Here is a 24,790-nt window from a genome sequence, read left to right on the forward strand (position 1 = left end):
CCCAGGCTCATTTCCAGGGAACACACGCACGATCATTCGGGCGACTAACAGGCACCTCGCGGCGCAGCTACGGAACAACGTTACAACTGAGAGATTTGCGGAACGAAACGCGCCGTCGATCTTTCTCTGGCTTAGAGAGGTCCCATGAGTTCTCAGGCCAGAGAAGGCGCGTGTGCATTCGCTTGGCGGAACTATTTGCTGCTCCATAGCGGCATCAGCGAGAATGATAACAGGCGTTCCGCCCTCGACCGCTACATCGCCAATCTTCGCGATATCGGCGAAGATGACTTCGATCTCTTGCAAATAGCCGCAGTCGCTTATTTGAAAAAATTGGATGAACTGCATGACGACCAATGCGCGCGCCTCGCGGCAGACCAAGTCTTGGCCGAGTGCTTGGAAGCACGCATTCACAACCGGAGAGGTGACTTTAGGCCATAACACCCAGAGCGAAGGAACGAATACGATGGCAGACAAGATCCCTACCGCAAACGATCTCGCGCGCGATCCACAACGGCGCATCGCCGCAACGACAGCAATCGGCATGAATGCCTTGAAGCCGATAATCCACTTTCAGGCCTCGATGCTGAGGATGTGGGCCGATAGTATCGAGAAGTTCGCGGGCAATTACGAAAAGAAGCTGGAAGAAACAGCGACCACGGTCGAGGGAACGCGACAAGGAACGCGCCGCGTAGATCAACTCGACTGGTAGGTGCAAACCCGCTTTGGCTACAAGCAAAAGCATCCCCGGGGGACGCGCTACGCGCGCCCCCTGAATGACGAACGTTATGTCGCCACTGCCCCGTTGCCCGCCGTCTCCAGCCGGAACGCCGCCGCAAACAGGGCGCGCGTGTAATCCGTCTTCGGGTTCTTGAACAGCTCGGCGGCCTGGCCTTCCTCCACCACCTTGCCACCGCGCATCACGATGAGGTGGCTGGCGAGCGAGGCGACGACGCGCAAGTCGTGCGAGATGAACATGTAGGTCAGCTCGCGCTTGCGCTGGAGCTCGCGCAGCAGTTCCACCATCTGCGCCTGGAACAGCATGTCGAGCGCGCTGGTCGGCTCGTCCAGCACGACGAAATCCGGCTCCAGCACCACCGCGCGCGCGATGCTGATGCGCTGGCGCTGGCCGCCGGAGAATTCGTGCGGATAGCGGAAACGCGTATCCGGATTGAGCCCGACATCCTCGAGCGCCTTGACGACGCGCGCCTCGCGTTCCTCGCCCGACAGCTTCGGCTGATGCACTGAGAGGCCTTCGGCAATGATGTCGGCGACCGACATGCGCGGGCTGAGCGAGCCGAACGGATCCTGGAACACGATCTGCATGTCGCGCCGGAAGGGGCGCATCTCCTTGAAGCGCAGGCCCTGAATGTCATTGCCGAGGAACACGATACGGCCGTTCGAGGAGATCAGCCGCAGCAGCGCCAGCCCCAGCGTGGTCTTGCCCGAGCCTGACTCGCCGACCACGCCAAGCGTCTCGCCCTTGCGCACGGCGACGCTGACGCCGTCGACCGCCTTGATGTGGCCGACCGTCTTGCGCATCAGGCCGCGCTTGATCGGAAACCACACTTTCAGGTCATCGGCCGACATCACCACCGGCGCATTCGGCTGCGGCGGCGCCGGGTCGGGCTTGGGCTCGGCCGCGAGCAGGTCACGCGTATAGGGATGCTTCGGGGTCTTGAAGACCTGCTCGACCGGCCCCTGCTCGACGATCACGCCGCCCTTCATGACGCAGACCGTGTCGGCGATGCGGCGCACGATGCCGAGATCGTGGGTGATGAAGAGCAGGCTCATGCCGAGCCGCGAGCGGATCTCGGCGAGCAGCGCCAGGATCTGCGCCTGCACGGTGACGTCGAGCGCCGTGGTCGGCTCGTCCGCGATCAACAGGTCCGGCTCGTTGGCGAGCGCCATCGCGATCATCACGCGCTGGCGCTGGCCGCCGGAGAGCTGGTGCGGATAGCTCTTCAGCCGCGTCTCGGGTTCGGGGATGCCGACCTGCGTCAGCAGCTCCAGCGTCCGCTTGCGCGCCTCGGCGTTGCTGGTCGGATTGTGCAGCTGGATGATCTCGCCGATCTGCGCCTCGATCGTGTGCAGCGGATTGAGCGAGGTCATCGGCTCCTGGAAGATGATCGAGATGTCGCTGCCTCTGATCTCCCGCATCTGCTGCTCCGACTGGTCGATCAGCTCCTGCCCCTTGAAGCGGATGCTGCCCGAGGGGTGTGAGGCGTTAGGATACGGCAGGAGCTTGAGGATCGACAGCGCGCTGACCGACTTGCCGGAGCCGGATTCTCCGACCAGCGCGACGCATTCGCCGCGCTTGATCTGGAACGAGACCTTGTCGACCGCGAGCGTCGTGGCGCCGCCCTGGTGGAAGGCCACCGAGAGATCGCGCACGCTGAGCAGGGGCTGGTTGATCGCGTCCATCGGACTTACCTGAACGTCTTGCGCGGATCGAAGGCGTCGCGCACGGCTTCGCCGATGAAGATCAAAAGCGACAGCATGATCGCGACCGAGAAAAAGCCGGAGAAACCGAGCCAGGGCGCCTGCACATTGGCCTTGGCCTGCGACAGCAATTCGCCGAGCGAAGGCGATCCCGGCGGCAGGCCGAAGCCGAGGAAATCGAGCGCCGTCAGCGTCATCACCGACGAGGAGACGATGAACGGCAGGAAGGTCATGGTCGCGACCATCGCGTTCGGCAGCAGGTGGCGGAACATGATGACGGGGTTGGAGACGCCGAGCGCCCGCGCCGCCTGGATGTATTCGAAATTGCGCCCGCGCAGGAACTCGGCCCGCACCAGACCTACCAGCGAGACCCAGGAGAACAGCAGGAGAATGCCGAGCAGCACGAAGAAGCCGGGCACGAGCACCGAGGACAGGATCAGGAGCAGGTAGAGCGAGGGAATCGCCGTCCAGATCTCGATGAAGCGCTGAAAGATGAGGTCGACCCGGCCGCCGAAATAGCCCTGCACCGCGCCCGCCGCGATGCCGATGACGGACGAGACGATGGTGAGGCAAAGGCCGAACAGCACGGAGATCCGGAAGCCGTAGATCAGCCGCGCCACCACGTCACGGCCCTGATCGTCTGTGCCGAGCCAGTTGTATTCGAGATCGCGGCAGCTCTTCAGCCCCTTCTTCTCCACCACCGGCTGGCATTGCTTCTCCGTCAGCATCCAGGTCGGCGGCGACGGCGCCGGTGTCGGCAAGTCGAGATTGTGCGTGTCGTAAGAGTAACGGATCAGCGGCCAGACGATGGTGCCGCCCTTGTCCTTGATCAGCTTCTGCAAATAGGGGTCGCGGTAGTCGGCCGCCGTCTCGAAATCGCCGCCGAAGGTCGTCTCCGAATAGGTCACGAAGGCGGGCCAATACAGGCGGCCGTCGAACTTGATCAGGAACGGCCGATCGTTGGCGATCAGCTCCGCGAACAGCGAGACCACAAACAGGATGATGAAGATCCAGAACGACCAGTAGCCGCGGCGGTTGGCCTTGAAGTTCTGCCATCGCCGCTTGTTCAGCGGCGATGGGGCGAACGGCTTGCGCGTGATCGGAACGACATCGCCGAGCGGCGACTTCGCTGTGGTTTCGATCGGCGTCGGCGCGGTGATCGTCATCAGACCTCCCGTGCCTCGAAATCGATGCGGGGGTCGATCCACATATAGGTCAGGTCGGAGATCAGGTTGATCACGAGTCCGACCAGCGAAAAGATGTAGAGCGTGCCGAACACCACGGGATAGTCGCGGTTGAGCACGCTCTCGAAGCTGAGCAGCCCGAGCCCGTCCAGCGAGAAGATGGTCTCGATCAGAAGCGAGCCGGAAAAGAAGGCGTGGATGAAGGTTCCGGGGAAGCCGGCGATCACGATCAGCATGGCGTTGCGGAAGACGTGGCCGTAGAGCACCCGGTTCTCACTGCAGCCCTTGGCGCGCGCGGTCATGACGTATTGCTTGCGGATCTCGTCCAGGAACGAGTTCTTGGTCAGGAACGTCATGGTGGTGAACGCACCTAACCCCATGGCGATCAGCGGCAGCGTCAGGTGCCAGAAATAATCGATGATCTTCCAGTACCAGGGAAATTGCGACCAGCCGTCCGAGGTCAGTCCGCGCAGCGGGAACCAGTTGAAGAACGAGCCGCCGGCAAACAGGATGATCAGGAGGATCGCGAACAGGAAGCCGGGAATGGCATAGCCGAGCACGAGCACGGTCGAGGTCCAGGTGTCGAACCGTGCGCCGTCGTTCACGGCCTTGCGAATGCCGAGCGGGATCGAGATCAGGTAGGTCAGAAGCGTCAGCCAGATCCCGAGCGAGATCGAGACCGGCAGCTTCTCCTTGATGAGCTGGAGCACGCTGACGTCGCGGAAATAGCTCTTGCCGAAATCGAAGCGGGCAAAGTTCCACACCATCAGCGCGAAGCGCTCCGGTGCCGGCTTGTCGAAGCCGAACTGCGCCTCCAGCTTCTTGATGAAATCAGGGTCGAGACCCTGCGCCCCGCGATATTTCGAGTTGATGGCATCGCCGCCGGCACCGACCTGCCCCGGCGCGCGCTGCGCAAAATCACCACCGCCCGAAATGCGCGACGTTCCGCCAGTGTCGGCGCCCGAGAGCTGCGCGATCACACGCTCGACCGGACCGCCCGGCGCGAACTGCACCACGACGAAGGAGACGAAGAGGATCCCGAGCAGGGTCGGGATCATCAGAAGGAGACGGCGGGCGATATAGGCGCTCATGATTATTTCGCCTGCTCGAGCTTGGCCGCCCTGGCGCCATCATACCACCAGATGTCGGGAGCACCGACACCGTTGGCGTAACGCGGCAGCTTCTGGGGGTGACCGAACTGATCCCAATAAGCCAGCCGGTGCGTCTTGTTATACCATTGCGGCACCCAATAGCGGCCGGCGCGGAACAAACGATCGAACGCACGGCAGGCGACGGTCAGTTCCTCGCGGCTGTCGGCGGCCATGATCTTCTCGACCATGGCGTCGATGGCCGGGCTGGCGACGCCCGCGAGATTGTACGAGCCCTTGGTGTTCGCGACCTGCGACGAGAAGAATGCGCGCATGGCATCGCCCGGCGTCGCCGACATGCTGAAGCGCTGGATGGTCATGTCGAAGTCGAAATCTTCCTGGCGCGCCTTGTGCTGCACGGCGTCGACGACGCGCACGCTCGCCTCGATGCCGAGAGTGCCCAGATTCTTGATGTAAGGCGCGTGGTGCGGCTGGAACGAAGGCTCGTCCAGCAGGAACTCGATCTTGAACACCTCGCCGTTTGGCAGCACCCGCTTGCCGTCCTTGATCGGCACGCCGGCCTCGTTCAGCAGTTGCTGCGCCTTGCGGAGCAGGCTGCGATCCTGCCCGGAGCCGTCGGAGACCGGCGGGGTAAACGGCGCCGCGAACACATCCTCGGGAACCTGGCCGCGGAACGGCTCCAGCAGCTTCAGCTCCTCCGGCGATGGAGGCTCGTTGCTGGCCATCAGATCAGAATTCTGGAATGGCGACACCGTACGGGCATAGGCCCCGTACATGATGGTCTTGTTGGTCCACTCGAAATCGAAGGCGTTGATCAAGGCCTCGCGCACGCGCGGATCCCTGAACTTGTCGCGCCGCGTGTTGATGAACCAGCCCTGCGCACCAGACGGCGTATCGTCGGGCACGACCTCCATCTTGACGCGCCCGTCCTTCACCGCCGAAAAGTCGTAGCGCGTCGCCCAGATGCGGGAGGTGAATTCCTCGCGGTAGAGATAATTCTTGCCGGTAAAGCCCTCGAAAGCGACATCGCGGTCGCGATAGAATTCGTAGCGCACGACGTCGAAATTGTAGCTGCCGCGACATACCGGCAGATCGGCGGCCCACCAGTCCTTCACCCGCTCGTATTCGATGTAACGATTGACCTCGAACCTGCCGACCTTGTACGGGCCCGAGCCAAGCGGGATCTCCAGCGACGACTCGTCGAACGGACGGGACGCATAATACGCCTTGGAGAAGATCGGCAGGCCCGCGACATAGAGCGGCACGTCGCGCGCGCGACCTTTGGCGAAGATGACGACGAGCGTCGCATCGTCGAGAGCTTCCGCACTGACCATGTCGCGCATCTGCACGATGATCAGCGGATGCCCCTTGGTCTTCAGCGCCGTCAGCGAAAACGCGGCATCGTGGGCGGTGAGCTTGCTGCCGTCGTGGAATTTCGCCTCGGGCCGCATGGTGAAGCGATAGACCAGCTTGTCCGGCGAGATCTGCACGGATTTGGCGGCCAGCCCGTACATCGCGTCAGGCTCGTCATTTGCACGCACCATCAGCGGCACGAACGTCATGTCCATGCCTTGCGCGCCGTCGCCCTTCAGGATGTAGGCATTGAGCGAGTTGAAGGTCTGGTAGGACTGGTTGTAGGCGCGCACCGACGGGATGAGCGAGAAGGTGCCCCCCTTCGGCGCGTCCAGATTGACGTAGTCGAAATGGTGGAAGTCGGCGGGATATTTGAGATCGCCGAAGGCGGAGATGCCGTGGGCTTCGGCCGGCCCTTCCGACGCCGCCGCGCCGCGCAACAGGGCGGCGCTGAGTGCACCGCCGGCACTTAAGGCCAGCACATGCCGGCGTGAAAGCTGCGCCATGCGGGGGATATCCTTCACGATTTCTTTGCGATCCGTGCCGCCTTATCTGCGTCGTACCACCAGATGAATGGGAAGCCGGACTGACCGTATTTGGGCAGTTCCGATGGCCGGCCGAAGCGATCCCAGCGCGCGGTGCGCACCTTGGTGTAGGTCCACTGCGGCACGACGTAGTGATTCCACAGCAGCACGCGGTCAAGCGCCTTGGTGGCCGCGACGAGATCGTCGCGATCCCTGGCGTAGATCAGCCGCTCGATCAGCTTGTCGACCGCCGGATTCTTGATGCCTGTGATATTGCGCGAGCCGGCAATATCGGCCGACTTGGACGACCAGAACTCGCGCTGCTCGTTGCCCGGCGATTGCGACTCGCCCCAAGAGTTGGTGACGACGTCGAAATCCCACTCGCGCGTCCTGTTCTCGTATTGGGTCGGGTCGACCGTTCGCACGCTCACGGCGATGCCGAGCCGTTCCAGCGACGGCTTGTAGAACAGCGTGACCCGCTCGAAGCTCGGATCCTGGTTCAGCAATTCCAGCGAGAACTGTGCGCCGGTCTTGACGTCGATCAGCTTGCGGTCGCGCACCTCATAGCCGGCCTCCTTGAACAGGCGCAGCGCCTCGCGCAGATTATCGCGCACGGCTTCGGGACTGCCGCCGACCGGATTGGTGTAGGCTGTCGTGAAGACTTCGGGCGGCACTTCGGCACGAACGGTCTCGAGGATTTCGAGTTCCTTGCCCTGAGGCAATCCGGTCGCCATGAGCTCGTCGATGCCGTCGAAATAGCTGCTGATGCGCTTGTACTGCCCGTAGAAGATCTGCTTGTTCATCTCCTCGAAGTCGAACGCGTAGTTGAGCGCACGACGTACGCGGGGATCCGCAAACTTGGCGCGGCGCAGGTTCGGGACGAAGGCCTGCATGACACCCGAGCTGCGATTGGCGAACTCCTCGAGGATCACGCGCTTTTCTGCCACGGCCGGGAAGTCGTAGGCCGTCGCCCAGCTCTTCGCACTGTTCTCGGTGCGCCAATCGACCTGATCGGCCTTGAAGGCCTCGATCGCCACGGTGGCGTCGCGGAAATACTCGTAACGCAGCTCGTCGAAATTGTTGCGGCCGACATTGGCGGGCAGATCGCGCCCCCAATAATCCTTGACGCGCTCCAGCGCGATCGAGCGTCCGGCGACGAATTCCTTGACCTTGTAGGGCCCGGAGCCGAGCGGCACTTCCAGCGTGGTCGCGGAGACATCGCGCTTGCGGCCCTGCGCGTCGGTCCCCTCCCACCAATGCTTCGGCAGAACCGTGAGCTGCCCCACGATCTGCGGCAATTCGCGATTGCCCGGCGCGTCGAACACGAACTTCACCTCGCGCTCGCCGACCTTCTCGGCCTTCACGACATGACTGTAATAGGCCGAATACATCGGGTGATGCTTCTTGAAGGAATCGAGCGAGAAGATCACGTCCTCGACGGTGACGGGCTTGCCGTCGTGCCATTTAGCCTGCGCTCGCAAGCGATAGGTGACGAAGGAGAAATCGTCGGGGTGGCTGACGGCTTCGGCCAGCGCGCCATATTCGGTCGAGACTTCGTCGAGCGCAGGCGTGAGGAGGGATTCGTAGATGAACGCGACCGCTCCGGAGACCTGGCCCTTCACCCCAGACACGACGATGTTGAAATTGTCGAATGTGCCGACGGCGATCTGGCGCGCGACGCCGCCCTTCGGGGCTTCCGGATTGACGTAGTCGAAGCGCTTGAAGTCGGCGGGGTACTTGACCTTGCCAAACAGCGACAGCGCATGGCGCCAAGGCAACCCATTTGAAGGCAGCTCGCTCGCCGATTGCGCCTGTGCCGCACCGATGACGGGAACGCCCGCCACGGAACCGAGGGCGGGGAGCGCTGCGGCCGCAGCGCCGGTGAGCAGGAGATCGCGTCGGGTAATGGCCAAATCAATAGTCCTGTCTTGAAGGAGGCTACTCCTTTAAGGTCCCAATATAGGCGAGGTTTCGACGGAATATGTTGCTTTTTCCTCATGTTGGAAGGCCGGACGGCCTCCCGGATGCGGCCAAACGCCCCGATAACGAGCCCGCGAGGTCCGGATAAGGAAACGGCCAGGCTTTTCAGCCTGGCCGCATCTTCCAAAATCGGTTCTTGAAGCCTTACTTCGACGCCGTCGGCAGCGGCTGCGGATGCTCCGACAGCGAGTTCAGATAGGCGATGACGTCGGCGCGCTCGGAATCCTTCGGGATTCCGGCGAAGCCCATCGCGGTGCCCGGAATGAAGCCCTTCGGATTGGCGATGAACTTGTTGAGGTCGTCGAAGGTCCAGGTGCCGCCCTTGCCCTTCATCGCGGCCGAGAAGTTGAAGCCGTTGCGGCCTTGGCCCCTGGCCTCGCCGACGACGCCATAGAGGTTCGGACCGACGCGATTCGGGCCGCCCTTCTCGAAGGTGTGGCAGGCGCCGCACTTCTTGGCGGCGGCAGCGCCCTTCTCGACGGAGGCAGTCTGCAGCAATTTCTCGATCGGCTCCGAGGAGGCCGCGGCGGCGCCGCCTTCCTTACCGTGGCCGGCGTCTTCCTTCACGGCGATCTCGAAGCCCGGCTTTTCCGGCATCTTGGGCGAGAACAACGCCTGGGCGGTGAAGCTGGTCACCAGAAGAAAGAGACAGGTACCAAGCACGGCACCCATGATTTTATTGAGTTCGAAAGAGTCCATTTCCGGCCAGGCCCCACACCGCAAGAAGGAAACAGCGGCCCAAGCGGCCGCCAGGACGAGCCTCGGGAGAATCAGAACGTTCCTTATTGTTTCCCCGAGTTTTGCCATTGAGATATCGGTTTGCCCGGGGTCTGGCAACCCGTATAAGCGACCCGGCTTCGAACCCGTCCCCACCCCATTTCTCGGCGCGGAAAACGCTCCATTTCCAGGCCCTTGAACCGATGACCGATCCCCGCATCCTGGTGCTGATCCCGGCCCGCATGGCCGCCACCCGCCTGCCCGGCAAGCCGCTCGCCGATATCGCGGGCCTGCCGATGATCGTGCATGTCCTGCGCCGTGCAGAAGCCGCCGGCATTGGCCGGGTTGCGGTCGCCACCGACACGGATGAGATCGCCTCGGTCGTGACGGCCCATGGCGGCGAGGCGGTGATGACCCGCGCCGACCACCCCTCCGGCTCGGACCGCATCCACGAGGCCATGCAGAGGCTCGACCCCGCGGGCAAGGCCGAGATCGTGATCAATCTCCAGGGCGATTTCCCGACCATCACGCCCCAAACGATCCGCGAGGTGCTGCCGCCCTTTGACGACCCCGCGGTCGACATCGTGACGCTGGCCTCGCAGATCCACACCGAGGAGGAGGATCTCGCCCCGAGCGTGGTGAAGGCGATCGGCTCGCCGATCGGGCCGAAGCGTCTGCGCGCACTTTATTTCACGCGCGCCACCGCCCCGTACGGAAACGGACCGCGATACCACCACATCGGCCTTTATGCCTATCGCCGCGCGGCGCTGGAGCGGTTCGTGTCGCTGCCGCCCTCGCCCCTCGAAAAACAGGAGAGCCTGGAGCAGCTCCGGGCGGTGGAGGCCGGCATGCGCATCGACATCATGATCGTCGACAGCGTGCCCCGCGGCGTCGACACGCCGCCCGATCTCGAAACCGCGCGCAGCATCCTTTCCAAATCCTGAGCCGCTGCTACAAGGCCGACCATGAGCAAGATGAAGATCGCATTCCAGGGCGAACCCGGAGCCAATTCCCACATCGCCATCGTCGAGGCCTATCCCGACGCCGAGCCGATGCCCTGCGCCACCTTCGAGGACGCCCTGTCGGCGATCTCGTCGGGCGAGGCCGACCTAGGCATGATCCCGATCGAGAACTCGGTCGCCGGTCGCGTCGCCGACATCCATCATTTGCTGCCGGCCTCCGGCCTGTTCATCATCGGCGAATGGTTCTTGCCGGTCCGGCATCAGCTGATGGCGGTGAAGGGCACCAAGCTCGAAGACATCAAGAGCGTCGAGAGCCATGTGCATGCGCTCGGCCAGTGCCGCCGCATCATCCGCAAGCTCGGCATCAAGCCGATCGTGCACGCCGACACCGCCGGCAGCGCCCGCGACATCTCCGAGCGCAAGGACAAGACCGTCGCCGCAATCGCCTCGCGCCTCGCCGCAAAGATCTACGGTCTCGATATCCTCGCCGAGGGCATCGAGGACGAGGCCCACAACACCACGCGCTTTGTGGTGCTGGCGCGTGAGCCGAAATGGGCTCCCCAAGGCTCGGGCCCGCTGGTCACCACTTTTGTATTTCGCGTGCGCAACCTGCCCGCCGCGCTCTACAAGGCGCTCGGCGGCTTTGCCACCAACGGCGTCAACATGACCAAGCTCGAGAGCTACATGGTCGACGGCAATTTCTTCGCCACGCAGTTCTACGCCGACGTCGACGGCCATCCCGAAGACAAGGGCCTCGCCTTCGCGATCGAGGAGCTGAAATTCTTCTCGCGCGAATTCCGCATCGTCGGCGTCTATCCGGGCCACCCCTTCCGCGCGACGTTCAGCGAGACGCAGGATTAGCCGTCGCCCCGGCGAAGGCCGGGGCCCATAGCCACCAGCCTCAGTTGGTGCGCACGCTGCCAGTTGCGAGTCTTCGCCAAACGTCCGCCTCGGAGTATGGGTCCCGGCCTTCGCCGGGGCGACAGCTTAAGCCGCCTGCTTCGCCAGCCCGAACGCTTCCGCCAGCAGCGAATACGACTTCTTCCGCGCCTCGTGGTCATACACAGCGGTGATCACCATCAACTCGTCCGGCTTGCTCGCATCGATCAGCGGCTGCAGCTTCCTCTGCACCGTCGCCGGGTTGCCGACGAACAGGCGCGAACGGTTGCGAGCGATCGAGATGCGCTCGGAATCCGTATAGGGATAAGCCAGCGCCTCCTCGACGCTCGGCAGCGGCAGATATTGGCCGCGGTCGCGGCGGAGCCGATTGAGATCGAACGAGGTCGCGAGCTTTTCGGCTTCCTCGTCGGTCTCCGCCGCAATGACGGCGACCGCGAGGATTGCATGCGGGCGCGCGCGCCAGGCCGACGGCTGGAAGCGATTGCGGTAATGCACCATCGCATCGATCGCGTCGTGGGACGCAAAATGATGCGCGAAGGCGAAGCCCATGCCGACTTGCGCCGCGAGTTCCGACGAATAATCGCTGGAGCCGAGCAGCCAGATCGGCGGCAGGGGGGTATCGTCGGGCATCGCGACGACGTTGTTATAGGGGTGTCCTGAGGGGAATTCGCGGGTCTGCCACAGGATCAATTCGTGCAGCCGCTCCAGGAAATCGTCGCCCTCGCGGCGATCGAGCCGGCTGCGCAGCGCGTAGGCGGTCGCGCCGTCGGTGCCGGGGGCGCGGCCAAGCCCGAGATCGATACGACCGGGAAACAGCGCCTCCAGCATCTTGAAGCGCTCGGCCACGACCAGCGGCGCGTGGTTAGGCAGCATCACCCCGCCCGAGCCGACACGAATGTGCTTCGTCACCGCCGCGATCTGCCCGATCATCACGTCAGGCGCCGGGCTTGCGACGGAGGCAAGGTTGTGATGCTCGGCGAGCCAGTAGCGGACATAGCCGAGCCCATCGACATGGCACGCCAGGTCGATGCTGTTGCGCAGCGCCGCGGCGGGCTTGGTGCCTGTGGTGACGACGGAGAGGTCGAGGACTGAGAGCGGGATCATGGCGCGTTAACGTAGTGAAGGGCTGCGTGGCGGCAATGGTTGGCCGCGCAGGTCTGGCGTGTGCGGGCCGCGCGCAGTTGAGCTCGCGGCGTTGGGCCAAAAACAGCAGTGCACACACCATCTTCAAACTGCCCACATCAATTGGAGCGGTATCATGCGCCCGTAATTTTTAGTAACATTATGGTATCACTGTGTAATTTATACTTCAACCCGTATCCCACATCAGCTTCAAAACGGCACAAAATAGCACACCGCCCATCGGAAGTGGGCTACTTCCCACTTCCGATGGGCTGTCGGCCAGACGGCCTTTGTCCTATCTTACCCGCTCCCAAATTTGACCTTACGGCCGGCCACGAAGACTTGGCGGGATCCTTGCGATGAGTGGTGCCATGACTGACCTGACGACGCCTGCGACAGCCGACCGGCAAGAGGGGCACCTGAAGCGGCCTGCGATCTCCTTCGAGTTCTTTCCGCCCAAGTCCGAGGAGATGGAGCGCAATCTCTGGGAGACCATCAACCGGCTGGCCCCGCTCGATCCGAAATTCGTCTCGGTGACCTATGGCGCCGGTGGCTCGACCCGCGAGCGTACCCATTCCACCATCTCCCGCATCCTGAAGGAGACCACGCTGCTGCCGGCCGCGCATCTGACCTGCGTCGGCGCCTCGCGCGGCGAGATCGACGAGATCGTCGACCGCTATCACGAGGTCGGCGTCCGCCACATCGTGGCCTTGCGCGGCGATCCCGCCGGCGGCATCGGCACGCCCTACTCCAGCCATCCCGACGGCTACCAGAGCTCCGCGGACCTCGTCGCTGGGATCAAGAAGCGGCACGCGGATATCGAAGTGTCGGTCTCGGCCTATCCCGAGAAGCACCCCGAGGCGCGCGACTTCGACGCCGATCTCGACACGCTGAAGGCCAAGGTCGATGCCGGCGCGACGCGCGCGATCACCCAGGTGTTCTTCGATAACGACTTCTACTTCCGCTATCTCGATCGTGTCCGCGCGCGCGGCATCGACATTCCGATCGTGCCGGGCATCATGCCCATGCACAATTTCAAGCAGGCGCGCAATTTCGTCACCCGGAACGGCACTACCGTGCCCGACTGGCTCGCCGCGAAATTCGAGGGCCTCGACGGCGATGCCGAGACCCGCAAGCTGGTCGCCGCGACCGTCGCCGCCGGCCAGGTGCAGAAGCTCGCCAAGCACGGCGTCGACACCTTCCATTTCTACACCATGAACCGCGCCGATCTCGTGTTCGCGATCAGCCATTTGCTCGGCATTCGCGCCAAGAGCGCCCAGAAGGCTGCGTAAGAGAAAATGACCGTACCCGTTTCCGCCAAGCGAACTGCCCTGCTGAACGCCGCGCGCGAGCGCATCCTCGTGCTCGACGGCGCCATGGGCACGATGATCCAGAACCTGCAGTTCGACGAGAAAGCCTTCCGCGGCGAGCGCTTCAAGGACTTCCATCGCGACCTGCGCGGCAACAACGACCTGTTGATCCTGACCCAGCCGCAGGCGATCGAGGACATCCACGCCGCCTATTTGCGCGCCGGGGCCGACATCGTCGCAACCAACACGTTCTCGACGACGTCGATCGCGCAGGCCGACTACGACCTCACCGACATCGTCTATGAGATGGCGCGCGAAGGCGCCCGCCTCGCCGGCAATGCCGCGAGGCGCGTCGAAGCCGAAGACGGCAAGCCGCGCTTCGTTGCGGGTGCCATTGGTCCCACCAACCGGACCGCCTCGATCTCGCCTGACGTTTCCAATCCCGGTTACCGCGCCGTCACCTTCGACGATTTGCGCAAATCCTATGGCGAGCAGATCCGCGGCCTGATCGACGGCGGCGTCGACCTCTTGCTGGTCGAGACCATCTTCGACACGCTCAACGCCAAGGCGGCGCTCTATGCCATCGCCAAGATCACCGAAGAGCTCGCCATCGACATGCCCGTGATGGTGTCGGGCACCATCACCGACAAGTCCGGCCGCCTGCTGTCCGGGCAGATGCCGGAAGCGTTCTGGAATTCGGTGCGGCACGCAAAGCCCGTCACCATCGGCTTCAACTGCGCGCTCGGCGCCGAAGATTTGCGCGCCCATATCGCCGATATCGGCCGCGTCGCCGACACGCTTGTGTGCGCCTACCCGAATGCCGGCTTGCCCAACGAGTTCGGCCAGTATGACGAGACGCCGGACTACATGGCGCGCCTCGTCGGCGAATTCGCCCGTGACGGCCTCGTCAACATCGTCGGCGGCTGCTGCGGCACCACGCCGGATCATATCGCGGCAATCGCCGCCGCGGTCGCCCCGCACAAGCCGCGCATCGTGCCGGAGATCGAACCGCGCCTGCGGCTTTCGGGCCTCGAGCCGTTCGCGCTGACGGATGCGATTCCCTTCGTGAACGTCGGCGAGCGCACCAACGTCACGGGCTCCGCCCGATTCCGCAAGCTGATCACCGCCGGCGACTACACCGCCGCGCTGCAGGTCGCGCGCGACCAGGTCGAGAACGGCGCGCAGATCATCGACGTCAACATGGACGAAGGCCTGCTCGATTCCGAAGCCGCGATGGTGACGTTCCTGAACCTCGTTGCCGCCGAACCCGACATCGCCCGTGTCCCCGTGATGGTGGACTCCTCGAAATTCTCTGTGATCGAAGCCGGCCTGAAATGCGTGCAGGGCAAGCCGGTCGTAAATTCGATCTCGATGAAGGAAGGCGAGGAGAAGTTCATTCACGAGGCGAAGATCGCCCGCCGTCACGGTGCGGCCGTCGTCGTCATGGCGTTCGACGAAGTCGGCCAGGCCGACACGTTCGCGCGCAAGACCGAGATCTGCAAGCGCGCCCACGACATCCTGGTGAACAAGGTCGGCTTCCCGCCCGAGGACATCATCTTCGATCCGAACATCTTTGCGATCGCGACCGGCATCGAGGAGCACAACAATTACGGCGTCGACTTCATCGAGGCGACGCGCTGGATCCGGCAGAACCTGCCGGGCGCGCACATCTCGGGCGGCGTCTCCAATCTGTCGTTCTCGTTCCGCGGCAACGAGCCGGTGCGCGAGGCCATGCACTCGGTGTTCCTGTATCACGCCATCAAGGCCGGCATGGACATGGGCATCGTCAATGCCGGGCAGATGATCGTCTATGACGACATCGACCCCGAGCTGCGCCAGACCTGCGAGGACGTCGTCCTCAACCGCGACCCCGGCGCCTCCGAGCGGCTGCTGGCGCTCGCCGAGAAATTCCGCGGCAAGAAGACCGAGAGCAAGGAAGCCGATCTGGCCTGGCGCGAATGGCCGGTGGAGAAGCGGCTGTCGCATTCGCTGGTGCACGGCATCACCGAGTTCATCGAACAGGATACGGAAGAGGCCCGCAAGAATTCCTCGCGCCCGCTCGATGTGATCGAGGGACCGCTGATGGCCGGCATGAACGTGGTCGGCGATCTCTTCGGCGACGGCAAGATGTTCCTGCCGCAGGTGGTGAAATCCGCACGCGTCATGAAGCAGGCCGTTGCCTACCTCATGCCGTTCATGGAGGAGGAGAAGGCGCGCAACCTTGCGAGCGGCATCGGCACCGAGGCCTCGTCGTCCGCCGGCAAGATCGTGCTCGCGACGGTCAAGGGCGACGTCCACGACATCGGCAAGAACATCGTCGGCATCGTGCTCCAGTGCAACAATTACGAGGTCATCGACCTCGGCGTGATGGTGCCGGCCGCGAAGATCGTCGAGACGGTGAAAGCGGAGAAGGCCGACATCGTCGGCCTCTCCGGCCTGATCACGCCCTCGCTCGACGAGATGGCATTCTTCGCCGGCGAATTGCAGCGCGAAGGGCTGAAGCTGCCGCTCTTGATCGGCGGCGCGACTACGAGCCGCGTGCATACGGCGGTGAAGATCGACCCGAGCTATCGCGCCGGGCCGGTCGTGCATGTCAACGACGCCAGCCGCGCCGTCGGCGTCGCCTCCTCGCTGCTCTCGCCGGAGAAACGCGAGGCCTATGCGGCCGAGGTGCGCGCCGAATACGCCAAGATTTCCGACGCGCATCTGCGCGCGCAGGCCGACAAGAAGCGGCTGAAGCTCGCTGCCGCCCGCGCCAACCGCGTGCCGGTCGACTTTTCCAAGAACAAGCCGGTGAAGCCGACTTTCCTCGGCACGCGCAGCTTCGACGCATACGATCTCGCCGAGCTCGTCGACTGCATCGACTGGACGCCGTTCTTCCAGACCTGGGAGCTCGCGGGACGCTTCCCCGCCATTCTCGACGACGCCAAGGTGGGCGAAGTCGCGCGCTCGCTCTACGACGATGCGCGCAAGATGCTCGACACCATCGTCAAGGAAAAATGGTTCCGGGCCCGTGCCACGATCGGCTTCTGGCCGGCGAACGCGCAAGGCGACGACATCGTGCTCTATGCCGACGAGAGCCGTACCAAGAGCATCGCGACGCTGCACACGCTGCGGCAGCAGCTCGAGAAGCGTGAGGGCCGTTTCAACGCGGCGCTTTCAGACTTCATCGCGCCCGCCGGCGTGCCCGACTATATCGGCGGCTTCGTCGTCACCGCCGGCATCGGCGAGGATGCGGTCGCCGACCGCTTCAAAATGGCGAACGACGATTACTCCTCGATCCTATGCAAGGCGCTGGCCGACCGTCTCGCCGAGGCCTTCGCCGAGCGCATGCATGCCCGCGTGCGCCGCGAGTTCTGGGCCTATGCGCCGGACGAGGCGCTTTCCAACGACGAGCTGATCCTCGAAAAGTATCAGGGCATCCGTCCCGCGCCCGGCTATCCCGCGCAGCCCGATCACACCGAGAAGGCGACGCTGTTCGAACTGCTCGATGCGGAAGCGACCGCCGGCGTGAAGCTGACCGAGAGCTTTGCGATGTGGCCGGGCTCTTCCGTGTCCGGGCTCTATTTTGCGAACCCCGAGAGCTATTATTTCGGGGTCGGCAAGATCGAGCGCGACCAGGTCGAGGACTACGCGGCGCGCAAGGGCATGAGTGTGGCGGAAGCCGAGCGCTGGCTCGCGCCGGTGCTCAACTACATCCCGTCGCAGCAGACCGACAAGGCCTTCGCGGCAACGCCGGCGAACGACGAGGCGTCAAACGACCTCGCCTCGCATCCGCCGGGCTGCACCTGCGCGGTGCATCTGGTCTGGCAGAAGAAGCGCGCGGGCGCGGGCTAGCCGCGCCTTCAAAAGCAAAAATGCGAAAACAACCCCATGCACAGTAGAATGGGGTTGAAAGGGTTGACGAATTTTCGGTCTTACCGAAACCGATTGCGGCGTCGGGCAAAACAGCAGTAATATTTCATCATCGCCGACCGCGCCGGTTTCGTCAGTTTGGGGGTGCGTCCCACACCACCGGTGCCGCTCAGGCGAGCAAGTGCGGTAGCCCGCATGAGCGAAGCGGCATGCGGGACCGGTCTTCCCGGATATCGCTTCGCTCATCCGGGCTACGACACTCGCCCTGTCTTCTCCATCCGTGAACCGGCGCGCGCCTCGTACCGACAAACACGCGGTCGGCGCGCGCGGGAGGGTGCCATTCGCAATCGTCTGGAAATCCTGGCCATCTGTCTCGTGATCGTCGGCGGAGTCTCCGTTTCGCAAGCGACCTCACCCGGTGTGGCGACGCCGCCGGCCGCGCAGCGGCCGTCGAAACCAGCGGACACACATTCAACCATGCAAACCGTCACAAGGCTTCTCGCCGAGCCCCGCTCGCCGTCGCGCGACGACCAGCTCTATGCCGCTGCGGTGGCCCTGTTCAAGGCGATCGAGGCAGGCGAGGAGCCGGTCGAGAGCCGCGACATGCTGGCGAGGGCGCTGCACGAAGCTGCGCTCGGCGGGCACGCCAGCGCGTGGGTCGACTATGGCCGCTGCCTGTGGAACGGCTGGGGGGTGCCGCGCGACCGCGAGGCGGCGGTCGACGCCTACAAGCGCGCGGCTGAGCTCGGCCTGGACTACGGCGCCTATCTCGCCGCCTACAATCTCTATTGGACGTTCCAGAGATATGACGACGCCTATGGCTATGCGCAGAAGGCGCTTGCAGGTGGCGATCCCGACGGCGCTGTGCGCTATCTCCTGGGACTGATGGCCTATAATGGTCGCGGGCGTCCCAAAGACGTCGCGGCAAGTCTTGCATTGCATCTGGAGGCGGCGAAGCGCGGCAATGCAGATGCCTATTTCGAGCTGTTCGTCTATGCGATGCAAGGCATCGGCGACCGCAGCAAGGCGGTGTTCTACCTGAAGGAGGCCGGACAACGCGACCAGCCGCGCGCCTGCGCCAATCTCGGCGTGTTCTATGCCACCGGGCAATTGCCCGGCATTACGCAGGATTTCAACGAGTCCGTCCACTGGTACAAGCGCGCCGCCGATCTCGGCGTCGGCCGCGCCGCAGCAGCGCTCGGCGTGATGGCGACGCGTGGCGAGGGGATGGAGAAGGATCTCGACGCGGCGGAATCCTATTTCGATCGCGCCCATGAACTGGGGTTCGAGCTGGACGAGTATCTCGACAAGGTTGGCGTGAAGCGGAGCAGATAGTTCACGACACTTCGTCAGTCCCGGGTGCGCGCCGGCGTCGGGCCCCGAATGATGGAGCCGGCAACTCAGGTCCCACACGCGCGGTGCCCATCCTCCCCTTGAGGGGGAGGATCGGTTCGCATGCAGCGAAGCGGAATGCGGACCGAGGTGGGGTGACAGTCTCTCCACCGAAGCGCTGCCCGTGGTGAGAGATCACCCCACCCCGCTCGCGCTGCGCGCGATCGACCACGGGCGAGCTACGCTCGTCCCGGACCCCTCCAGGGGAGGGTAAGGGACCTCACCCCTTCGGCGGGGCCAGCGGCTGCACGATCTCCTGGAATGGGGCCAGCGCCTCGCAGCGCTCGGCATGCGCGCCGAGTGCCGGATAGCGTGCGGCATCGAACAGCTGCGGATGCGCTTCGCGGGTGAAGCGGACGACACAGGCGACTGCGATGTCGGCGTGACCGATGCGCTCGCCAAGCCAGTACGGCGTCGTCACCCTGACGCACTCGGCTTCGAGCACGCCGAGCACGTCCGCGATCTGCGCCTGGCAGCGCTCGACCCACAGCGCGAGCTGCTCCTTCCGCAGCACGCGCTCGTAGAGCAGGCTGACCGCCTTGTCGCCGAGGCCGGAGGCGAGCGCGCAGATGCGCAGGTGCTTGCGCCGGCCGGCGCCGCTGCGCGGCAGCATCGCCTTCCCCTCGCCGACGAGCTCGTCGAGATAATCGAGGATGATCGTGCTCTCGATCAGCGCCTCGCCGTCGTCGAGCACCAGGGTCGGCACGCGGCGCAGCGGATTGTACGGCGCGATCTTCTCGGCATCGCCGAAGGTCGACCACGGCTTGTGCTCGAAGGCGAGCCCATAGAGCCGCAGCGCAATCGCGACACGGCGGACGAAGGGGGAATCGTATTGGCCGATCAGGAACATGGTTCGCGCTCTTCTCGTTCAATGGACAAGGCGGGGCCGATCAGTATCCGCGGGAAGAACGGCGCGGCGCAAGGAAGATATTGGACATGGAGCATTGAGCCGGATGCAACGGCGCGCTCGACAGCATCGCGCGCACAAGACACGCGCGGCGAGCTCAAAGACCGTCCCGGATCTCGCGTTTGATGGCGGCGATCGCGGTTTCGTTGCGCTTGTACATCGTCCACTGCTTGATGCGCTTGGCGCGCACCAGCTTTGCCGCCGTCAGCACCCGCATGTGCTCGCTCAAGGTCGGTGCGCTGACGCCGAGCTTTTCGGCGATCAGCAGTCCGCAGACGCCGTCCTCGACCAGGTCGCCATCGGCCTGCTCGCGGAAATGCTTTCGCGGATCCCGCAGCCAATCCAGGATCTGCAGGCGGCGTTCGTTGGAGAGCGCCCGCAAGGCGACGGCAAATTTCATTTAGCCATTTTGCTAATTACCTAATTGATGTCAACTCTCCCTTGCGCTATTCTGGATGCCATCATGACAGCGACAACGGACATCAATCGGGAGCAGATCGCGGCGACCGAGGTGGTCATTCGTCCGCATATCAGGCGCACGCCGCTCATTCAGGCCGACCTCGCCGATTTCGGCCTGCCGGCGGCACGCGTCATGTTCAAGCTCGAGATGCTGCAGCATTCCGGATCGTTCAAGGCGCGGGGCGCTTTCGCCAATCTGCTGCTGCGGCAGGTGCCGGAGGCCGGCGTCGTCGCGGCATCCGGCGGCAATCACGGTGCGGCGGTCGCCTACGCGGCGCAGCAGCTCGGCGTTCCCGCCACGATCTTCGTGCCCGACATCACCTCACCGGCCAAGGCCGAGCGCATCAGCGGCTATGGCGCGAAGCTCGTGATCGCCGGCAACCGCTACGCTGATGCGCTTGCCGCAAGCGAGGCGCATGTCGCGCAGGCCGGCGCGCTTGCGGTCCATGCCTACGACCAGGCCGAGACCCTGCTCGGGCAGGGCAGCGTCGCCCTGGAGCTGGAGCAGGACGCGCCCGACATCGACACGCTGCTGGTGGCGGTCGGCGGCGGCGGGCTGATCGGCGGCATCGCGGCATGGTATGCCGGCCGGACGCGCATCGTGGCGGTCGAGCCGGAGCAGTCGCCGACCCTGCATGCCGCCTTCGCGGCAGGCGCTCCGGTCGATGCGCCGGCCGGCGGCATCGCCGCTGACAGCCTCGCGCCGCGACGCGTCGGCTCTTTGATGTTTCCGATCGCGCGATCTCATGTCGAGCGCGTCGTCCTCGTCAGTGACGAGGCGATCCGGCAGGCCCAGGCCGCCCTGTGGTCGCGCCTGCGTCTCGTCGCCGAGCCCGGCGGCGCAGCCGCGTTTGCCGCGCTGCTTTCCGGCCGCTATCGTCCCGCGGCCGGCGAGCGCATCGCGGTCCTGGTCTGCGGCGCCAACACGACCGCGGTGAATTTCGACAGCTAATTGCGGGGGGCGCATGATCAAGTCGGGCGCAGTTTTCCTGATGTTGATCCTGCTTGGATTGTCCCCTGGTCGCGCTCACGCGCAGGACCGTCCCATCGGCTTCCTGACGCCGTCGAAAAACATCGTCTGTCACCTTCCCGAACCGACTGTTCGCGCAATCCCGTGATCACAGAGCGCGCATGTCCGATTCGAAGAGCGACGCCGGCGCCATGCTCCGTCATTGCGAGCGCAGCGAAGCAATCCAGAATCCTTCCGCGGAGGCAGCCTGGATTGCTTCGTCGCAAGGGCTCCTCGCAATGACGGTGAGGAGACAGCCGTGCCTACTCAATGATCGGCACATGCCGCGCCGCATCGCGCGGCGCCGTCCCGTCCAGCCGTGGATCGTCCGCCACCTCGATCTGGCGGTGGAACGGGCGGAAGCCGGAGCGTTGGTAGAATGCGACGGCGGAGGGGTGGTCGAAGGTGCAGGTGTGCACCCAGACGCGGCGGACATCGCGTGACCATGCGAGCTCCAGCGTGCGGTTCATCAGGAAGCGGGCGGCGCCGGTTCCGATCAAGCTACCGGTGACGCCGAAATAGACCAGCTCGCAGTGGCCGGGCTGCCGGAGGTCCAGCTCCAGCAGACCTTCGTCGCGGCCGTCCACGGCCAGGGCATAGAGTTCGATTCCCGGCGCGTGGATGATTGCGGCGAGCTCCGTGTCGCTCATGCGTGCGCGGGAGAACCATAGCCAGTCCTCGCCGACGCGGCGGTAGATGTCGCGGTACCAGTCGGGCGCGGGGGTGTCGATCTTGCGCAGAGTCCAGCTGCCGGGCGGATCGGCGCGGCGTGCGGGTGGTGCGGTCATTTCGAGATGGGTGACGACGGCGGCGATCTTGGCGGCGGGGACGTCGGAATAGCCGTCGGGGAGGATCATCTTTTTCTCACAACCGTGTAGCCCGGATGGAGCAAAGCGTAATCCGGGACTCGCACCACTAGCGACGGCGGTCCCGGATTGCGCTTCGCTCCATCCGGGCTACGAAGCTTATCGCTACCCCTCCCCCTCGTCACTCGCGAGCACGCCCTTCACCGCGCGGGCCCAGCCGGCGAGCTTCCGCTGGCGCGTTGCTTCGCTCATGTTCGGCTTGAAGCGGTGCTCGAGGCGCCAGTTGTCGGCGAATTTGGTCGGCTCGGGATAGACGCCGGCATTGAGGCCGGCGAGATAGGCGGCGCCCAACGCCGTGGTTTCCTGGATCACCGGGCGGTCGACCGGCGCGTTGAGGAGATCGGCGAGGCGCTGCATGGTCCAGTCGGAGGCGGTCATGCCGCCGTCGACGCGCAGCACGACGCTGGCGGTTTCCGAGCTCGGCCAGTCCGCGCGCATCGCGGCCCAGAGGTCAAACGTCTGGTAGCAGACGCTTTCGAGCGCGGCATGGGCCAGCTCGGCGGGACCGGTGTTGCGGGTGAGGCCGAACAACGCGCCGCGCACGCGCGGATTCCAGTAGGGCGCGCCCATGCCGACGAAGGCGGGGACGAGATAGACGCTCTGCATGGAGTCCGACTGATCGGCAAGAGGCCCGGTCTCGGCGGCGTGCTTGATGATGCCGAGGCCGTCGCGCAGCCACTGCACCGCGCTGCCGGCGACGAAGATCGAGCCTTCAAGCGCGTAGGTACGTTTTCCCTCGAGCTGATAGGCGACGGTGGTGAGCAGCTTGTTCCTGGAGACGACGGGCGTCGTGCCGGTGTTGAGCAGCGCAAAGCAGCCGGTGCCGTAGGTGGATTTCATCATGCCAGGACGGAAGCAGGCCTGGCCGATGGTCGCGGCCTGCTGGTCGCCGGCGATGCCGGAGATCGCGATGGCGCCGCCGAACAGGTCGGGCGTGCTCTCGCCGAAGCGGGCGGAGGAATCCTTCACCTCGGGCAGCATCGAGCGCGGCACGCCGATGATCTCCAGCAGCTCGTCGTCCCACTGGCCGGTGTGGATGTTGAACAGCAGCGTGCGCGAGGCATTGGTGGCGTCGGTGGCGTGCACCTTGCCGCCGGTGAGGCGCCACAGCAGATAGCAATCGATGGTGCCGAACAGCAGCTCGCCGCGCGCGGCGCGGGCGCGGGCGCCGGGGACGTGGTCGAGGATCCAGGCGACCTTGGTGCCGGAGAAATAGGGATCGATGATCAGGCCGGTCTTCTGCGAGATCACCGGCTCGTAACCGTCGTGCTTCAGCTTGGCGCAGATGTCGGCGGTACGGCGGTCCTGCCAGACGATGGCGCGGTGCACGGCCTGCCCGGTGGCGCGGTCCCACACCACGGTGGTCTCGCGCTGGTTGGTGATGCCGATCGCGGCGATGTCCTTTGCGCTGATGCCGGCATGCTCGATCGCCTCGCGACAGACCATCACGGTCGAGGTCCAGATGTCCTCCGGCTCGTGCTCGACCCAGCCCGAGGCCGGAAAGTGCTGCGGAAACTCGGCCTGCGCCTTCGCCGCGATGGAAATGTCGCCGCGAAACACGATCGCGCGCGAGGAGGTGGTGCCCTGGTCGATGGCGAGGACAAAAGACATGGCGGCTTACCTTCGCGTTTTCTTGGCGCTTCCGTGGAGGGGGTCGTTGTGTCGGGCCAAAGGGAGCGGATTGGAGGCGGAAGGTCAAGGTTGGATGATGGTGGTGTCCTTACCCTCCCCTGGAGGGGGAGGGTCGCTACGCATGCAGCGAAGCGGAATGCGTTGCGGGGTGGGGTGACAGTCTCTCCACCGAGGCGGTGCCCGAGTGGAGAGATCACCCCACCCCGCTCGCGCTACGCGCGATCGACCCTCCCCCTCCAGGGGAGGGTAAGAGAGACATCGCCCGGAGCACTATGTCCGTCGATGCTTCAAGGGTGTGGTGTCCGCCTCGCGCGATCCGTAGAGCTCGACATAGATGCGTTCGAGAACGGCGGTCAGGTCGCTTGCGATCTCAGAGTTCCAGAAGCGGACGACACGATAACCTTCGTTCTCCGGCCATTGCTGCCTGATGAGGTCGCGTGCGGCGGTCTCATCTTTATTATGGTGTCCGCCGTCGAGTTCGATGATGAGCCGCTTGGCTGGACAGAAGAAATCAACGACGTAGGGACCGATCGGCGCCTGGCGGCGGAAGTGCGAGCCGTCCATCGGGAGCTCTTTGAGGGCCCGCCACAGTGTCCGCTCGTGGGGCGTCGTGTTCGCTCTCAACTTCTTCGCGGCGGCGCGGCGGATTGTTGTCGAGACCATTTGCGTGGCTTCACCCCACCCCGCTCGCGCGTCGCGCGAGCGACCCTCCCCCTCCAGGGGTGGGTGAAGTGAAGCGCTTTCGCGGTGCAGTTGCAAGCGCCGAGAGCTACACCGCTGCTGTGGTGACGCCGCCGTCGATGACGATGGTCTGGCCGGTCATGAAGCTCGAGGCATCCGAAGCAAGATAGGCTACTGCGCCTGCGATCTCGTCGGGTTCGCCGATGCGGCGCAGGGGCGTGGTGGCGGTGCGGCGCTTGAGCATGGCTTCGTCTTCCCAGAGCGCGCGGGCGAAATCGGTTTTCACGAGGCCCGGGGCGATGCAGTTGACGCGAACGCCTTTCGGGCCCCATTCGCCGGCGAGACTGCGGCATAGCGCGAAATCGGCGGCCTTGGAGATGCCGTAGGCG

Annotated in this window: 21 protein-coding genes (1 of these 21 only partly in view); 8 read left to right on the forward strand and 13 right to left on the reverse strand. The window is 64.5% G+C overall.

Annotated features, from left to right (window positions below; all coding sequences use genetic code 11):
* The first annotated feature begins 144 nt into the window (after positions 1 to 144).
* Positions 145 to 438 carry a hypothetical protein gene (locus IQ16_RS36575; protein WP_018646581.1) on the forward strand — a complete coding sequence of 98 codons (294 nt, stop codon included), beginning with the start codon at positions 145 to 147 and terminating at the stop codon, positions 436 to 438.
* Between the two features lie 25 nt (positions 439 to 463).
* The gene (locus IQ16_RS36580; RefSeq protein WP_244636005.1) at positions 464 to 709 is read left to right on the forward strand and encodes a hypothetical protein; all 246 of its coding nucleotides are present in this window, start codon (positions 464 to 466) and stop codon (positions 707 to 709) included.
* 74 nt (positions 710 to 783) lie between these two features.
* Here IQ16_RS36580 and IQ16_RS36585 read toward each other — a convergent pair whose 3' ends face one another.
* The 6 genes from IQ16_RS36585 to IQ16_RS36610 form a co-directional block, all read right to left on the reverse strand.
* Complete coding sequence (locus tag IQ16_RS36585) at positions 784 to 2,421, reverse strand: ABC transporter ATP-binding protein (RefSeq protein ID WP_018646579.1); 1,638 nt, start codon at positions 2,419 to 2,421, stop codon at positions 784 to 786.
* A gap of 5 nt (positions 2,422 to 2,426) precedes the next feature.
* The gene (locus IQ16_RS36590) at positions 2,427 to 3,605 is read right to left on the reverse strand and encodes an ABC transporter permease (RefSeq protein WP_026312552.1); all 1,179 of its coding nucleotides are present in this window, start codon (positions 3,603 to 3,605) and stop codon (positions 2,427 to 2,429) included.
* Positions 3,605 to 4,714 (reverse strand): microcin C ABC transporter permease YejB, encoded by a 1,110-nt coding sequence (locus IQ16_RS36595; protein ID WP_018646577.1) that lies wholly within the window; start codon positions 4,712 to 4,714, stop codon positions 3,605 to 3,607. The genes IQ16_RS36590 and IQ16_RS36595 overlap by 1 nt, the downstream gene beginning before the upstream one ends.
* Positions 4,715 to 4,716: 2 nt before the next feature.
* Complete coding sequence (locus IQ16_RS36600; RefSeq protein WP_026312551.1) at positions 4,717 to 6,591, reverse strand: extracellular solute-binding protein; 1,875 nt, start codon at positions 6,589 to 6,591, stop codon at positions 4,717 to 4,719.
* A gap of 14 nt (positions 6,592 to 6,605) precedes the next feature.
* Positions 6,606 to 8,522 carry an extracellular solute-binding protein gene (locus IQ16_RS36605; protein WP_018646576.1) on the reverse strand — a complete coding sequence of 639 codons (1,917 nt, stop codon included), beginning with the start codon at positions 8,520 to 8,522 and terminating at the stop codon, positions 6,606 to 6,608.
* A 211-nt stretch (positions 8,523 to 8,733) separates the two neighbouring features.
* Positions 8,734 to 9,288 (reverse strand): c-type cytochrome, encoded by a 555-nt coding sequence (locus IQ16_RS36610; RefSeq protein ID WP_018646575.1) that lies wholly within the window; start codon positions 9,286 to 9,288, stop codon positions 8,734 to 8,736.
* A gap of 221 nt (positions 9,289 to 9,509) precedes the next feature.
* Between IQ16_RS36610 and IQ16_RS36615 the strand changes: the two genes are divergently transcribed.
* Together IQ16_RS36615 and IQ16_RS36620 are read left to right on the forward strand one after the other, a co-directional pair.
* On the forward strand, positions 9,510 to 10,250 hold the full coding sequence (locus IQ16_RS36615) for a 3-deoxy-manno-octulosonate cytidylyltransferase (RefSeq protein WP_018646574.1): 741 nt from the start codon (positions 9,510 to 9,512) through the stop codon (positions 10,248 to 10,250).
* A 21-nt stretch (positions 10,251 to 10,271) separates the two neighbouring features.
* The gene (locus tag IQ16_RS36620) at positions 10,272 to 11,129 is read left to right on the forward strand and encodes a prephenate dehydratase (protein WP_018646573.1); all 858 of its coding nucleotides are present in this window, start codon (positions 10,272 to 10,274) and stop codon (positions 11,127 to 11,129) included.
* A gap of 126 nt (positions 11,130 to 11,255) precedes the next feature.
* Here IQ16_RS36620 and IQ16_RS36625 read toward each other — a convergent pair whose 3' ends face one another.
* Positions 11,256 to 12,272, reverse strand: coding sequence for an LLM class flavin-dependent oxidoreductase (locus IQ16_RS36625; RefSeq protein ID WP_018646572.1), 1,017 nt, complete (start codon positions 12,270 to 12,272; stop codon positions 11,256 to 11,258).
* Between the two features lie 389 nt (positions 12,273 to 12,661).
* Between IQ16_RS36625 and metF the strand changes: the two genes are divergently transcribed.
* From metF to IQ16_RS36640, 3 genes are all read left to right on the forward strand, one after another.
* Complete coding sequence (gene metF, locus IQ16_RS36630) at positions 12,662 to 13,582, forward strand: methylenetetrahydrofolate reductase [NAD(P)H] (RefSeq protein WP_026312550.1); 921 nt, start codon at positions 12,662 to 12,664, stop codon at positions 13,580 to 13,582.
* Between the two features lie 6 nt (positions 13,583 to 13,588).
* Positions 13,589 to 17,437: a methionine synthase gene (gene metH / locus IQ16_RS36635; protein ID WP_018646570.1), complete on the forward strand. Its 3,849-nt coding sequence runs from the start codon at positions 13,589 to 13,591 to the stop codon at positions 17,435 to 17,437.
* Between the two features lie 495 nt (positions 17,438 to 17,932).
* Positions 17,933 to 18,790 carry a tetratricopeptide repeat protein gene (locus IQ16_RS36640; protein WP_018646569.1) on the forward strand — a complete coding sequence of 286 codons (858 nt, stop codon included), beginning with the start codon at positions 17,933 to 17,935 and terminating at the stop codon, positions 18,788 to 18,790.
* A gap of 277 nt (positions 18,791 to 19,067) precedes the next feature.
* Here IQ16_RS36640 and IQ16_RS36645 read toward each other — a convergent pair whose 3' ends face one another.
* The gene (locus IQ16_RS36645) at positions 19,068 to 19,697 is read right to left on the reverse strand and encodes a glutathione S-transferase family protein (RefSeq protein ID WP_018646568.1); all 630 of its coding nucleotides are present in this window, start codon (positions 19,695 to 19,697) and stop codon (positions 19,068 to 19,070) included.
* A gap of 154 nt (positions 19,698 to 19,851) precedes the next feature.
* The gene (locus IQ16_RS36650; RefSeq protein WP_018646567.1) at positions 19,852 to 20,154 is read right to left on the reverse strand and encodes an ArsR/SmtB family transcription factor; all 303 of its coding nucleotides are present in this window, start codon (positions 20,152 to 20,154) and stop codon (positions 19,852 to 19,854) included.
* Positions 20,155 to 20,217: 63 nt separating this feature from the next.
* On the opposite strand from IQ16_RS36650, the gene IQ16_RS36655 reads away from it, so the two are divergent.
* A complete protein-coding gene (locus IQ16_RS36655) occupies positions 20,218 to 21,165 on the forward strand; it encodes a threonine/serine dehydratase (protein WP_430648222.1) in 948 nt (315 codons plus the stop codon).
* A gap of 320 nt (positions 21,166 to 21,485) precedes the next feature.
* Here the strand turns inward: IQ16_RS36655 and IQ16_RS36660 are convergent, their stop codons facing one another.
* The 4 genes from IQ16_RS36660 to IQ16_RS36675 form a co-directional block, all read right to left on the reverse strand.
* Positions 21,486 to 22,079, reverse strand: coding sequence for a GNAT family N-acetyltransferase (locus IQ16_RS36660; protein ID WP_018646565.1), 594 nt, complete (start codon positions 22,077 to 22,079; stop codon positions 21,486 to 21,488).
* A gap of 114 nt (positions 22,080 to 22,193) precedes the next feature.
* Entirely contained in the window at positions 22,194 to 23,699 is a 1,506-nt protein-coding gene (gene glpK / locus IQ16_RS36665) for a glycerol kinase GlpK (RefSeq protein ID WP_018646564.1), read from the reverse strand.
* A gap of 291 nt (positions 23,700 to 23,990) precedes the next feature.
* Positions 23,991 to 24,383, reverse strand: a complete 393-nt coding sequence (locus IQ16_RS36670; protein ID WP_020608059.1) for an endonuclease domain-containing protein — start codon at positions 24,381 to 24,383, stop codon at positions 23,991 to 23,993.
* Between the two features lie 106 nt (positions 24,384 to 24,489).
* Positions 24,490 to 24,790, reverse strand: partial view of an SDR family NAD(P)-dependent oxidoreductase gene (locus tag IQ16_RS36675; RefSeq protein WP_018646562.1) — the final stretch only. The gene runs 473 nt beyond the window's last position; the window shows 301 of its 774 coding nt (coding positions 474-774); its start codon lies off the right edge, out of view; its stop codon occupies positions 24,490 to 24,492.

Source organism: Bradyrhizobium huanghuaihaiense (genome assembly GCF_007830635.1).
Taxonomy (GTDB): Bacteria; Pseudomonadota; Alphaproteobacteria; order Rhizobiales; family Xanthobacteraceae; genus Bradyrhizobium; species Bradyrhizobium huanghuaihaiense.

Bases quoted from the DNA above. Each gene is read 5' to 3' on its own strand.
- IQ16_RS36650 (WP_018646567.1), bottom strand. From the start codon at position 20,154: ATGAAATTTGCCGTCGCCTTGCGGGCGCTCTCCAACGAACGCCGCCTG.
- IQ16_RS36670 (WP_020608059.1), bottom strand. From the start codon at position 24,383: ATGGTCTCGACAACAATCCGCCGCGCCGCCGCGAAGAAGTTGAGAGCG.
- metF (WP_026312550.1), top strand. From the start codon at position 12,662: ATGACTGACCTGACGACGCCTGCGACAGCCGACCGGCAAGAGGGGCAC.
- IQ16_RS36640 (WP_018646569.1), top strand. From the start codon at position 17,933: ATGCAAACCGTCACAAGGCTTCTCGCCGAGCCCCGCTCGCCGTCGCGC.
- IQ16_RS36625 (WP_018646572.1), bottom strand. From the start codon at position 12,272: ATGATCCCGCTCTCAGTCCTCGACCTCTCCGTCGTCACCACAGGCACC.
- IQ16_RS36610 (WP_018646575.1), bottom strand. From the start codon at position 9,288: ATGGACTCTTTCGAACTCAATAAAATCATGGGTGCCGTGCTTGGTACC.
- IQ16_RS36580 (WP_244636005.1), top strand. From the start codon at position 464: ATGGCAGACAAGATCCCTACCGCAAACGATCTCGCGCGCGATCCACAA.
- IQ16_RS36645 (WP_018646568.1), bottom strand. From the start codon at position 19,697: ATGTTCCTGATCGGCCAATACGATTCCCCCTTCGTCCGCCGTGTCGCG.
- IQ16_RS36575 (WP_018646581.1), top strand. From the start codon at position 145: ATGAGTTCTCAGGCCAGAGAAGGCGCGTGTGCATTCGCTTGGCGGAAC.
- glpK (WP_018646564.1), bottom strand. From the start codon at position 23,699: ATGTCTTTTGTCCTCGCCATCGACCAGGGCACCACCTCCTCGCGCGCG.
- IQ16_RS36595 (WP_018646577.1), bottom strand. From the start codon at position 4,714: ATGAGCGCCTATATCGCCCGCCGTCTCCTTCTGATGATCCCGACCCTG.
- IQ16_RS36585 (WP_018646579.1), bottom strand. From the start codon at position 2,421: ATGGACGCGATCAACCAGCCCCTGCTCAGCGTGCGCGATCTCTCGGTG.
- IQ16_RS36660 (WP_018646565.1), bottom strand. From the start codon at position 22,079: ATGATCCTCCCCGACGGCTATTCCGACGTCCCCGCCGCCAAGATCGCC.
- IQ16_RS36590 (WP_026312552.1), bottom strand. From the start codon at position 3,605: ATGACGATCACCGCGCCGACGCCGATCGAAACCACAGCGAAGTCGCCG.
- IQ16_RS36620 (WP_018646573.1), top strand. From the start codon at position 10,272: ATGAGCAAGATGAAGATCGCATTCCAGGGCGAACCCGGAGCCAATTCC.
- metH (WP_018646570.1), top strand. From the start codon at position 13,589: ATGACCGTACCCGTTTCCGCCAAGCGAACTGCCCTGCTGAACGCCGCG.
- IQ16_RS36615 (WP_018646574.1), top strand. From the start codon at position 9,510: ATGACCGATCCCCGCATCCTGGTGCTGATCCCGGCCCGCATGGCCGCC.
- IQ16_RS36600 (WP_026312551.1), bottom strand. From the start codon at position 6,591: ATGGCGCAGCTTTCACGCCGGCATGTGCTGGCCTTAAGTGCCGGCGGT.
- IQ16_RS36655 (WP_430648222.1), top strand. From the start codon at position 20,218: ATGACAGCGACAACGGACATCAATCGGGAGCAGATCGCGGCGACCGAG.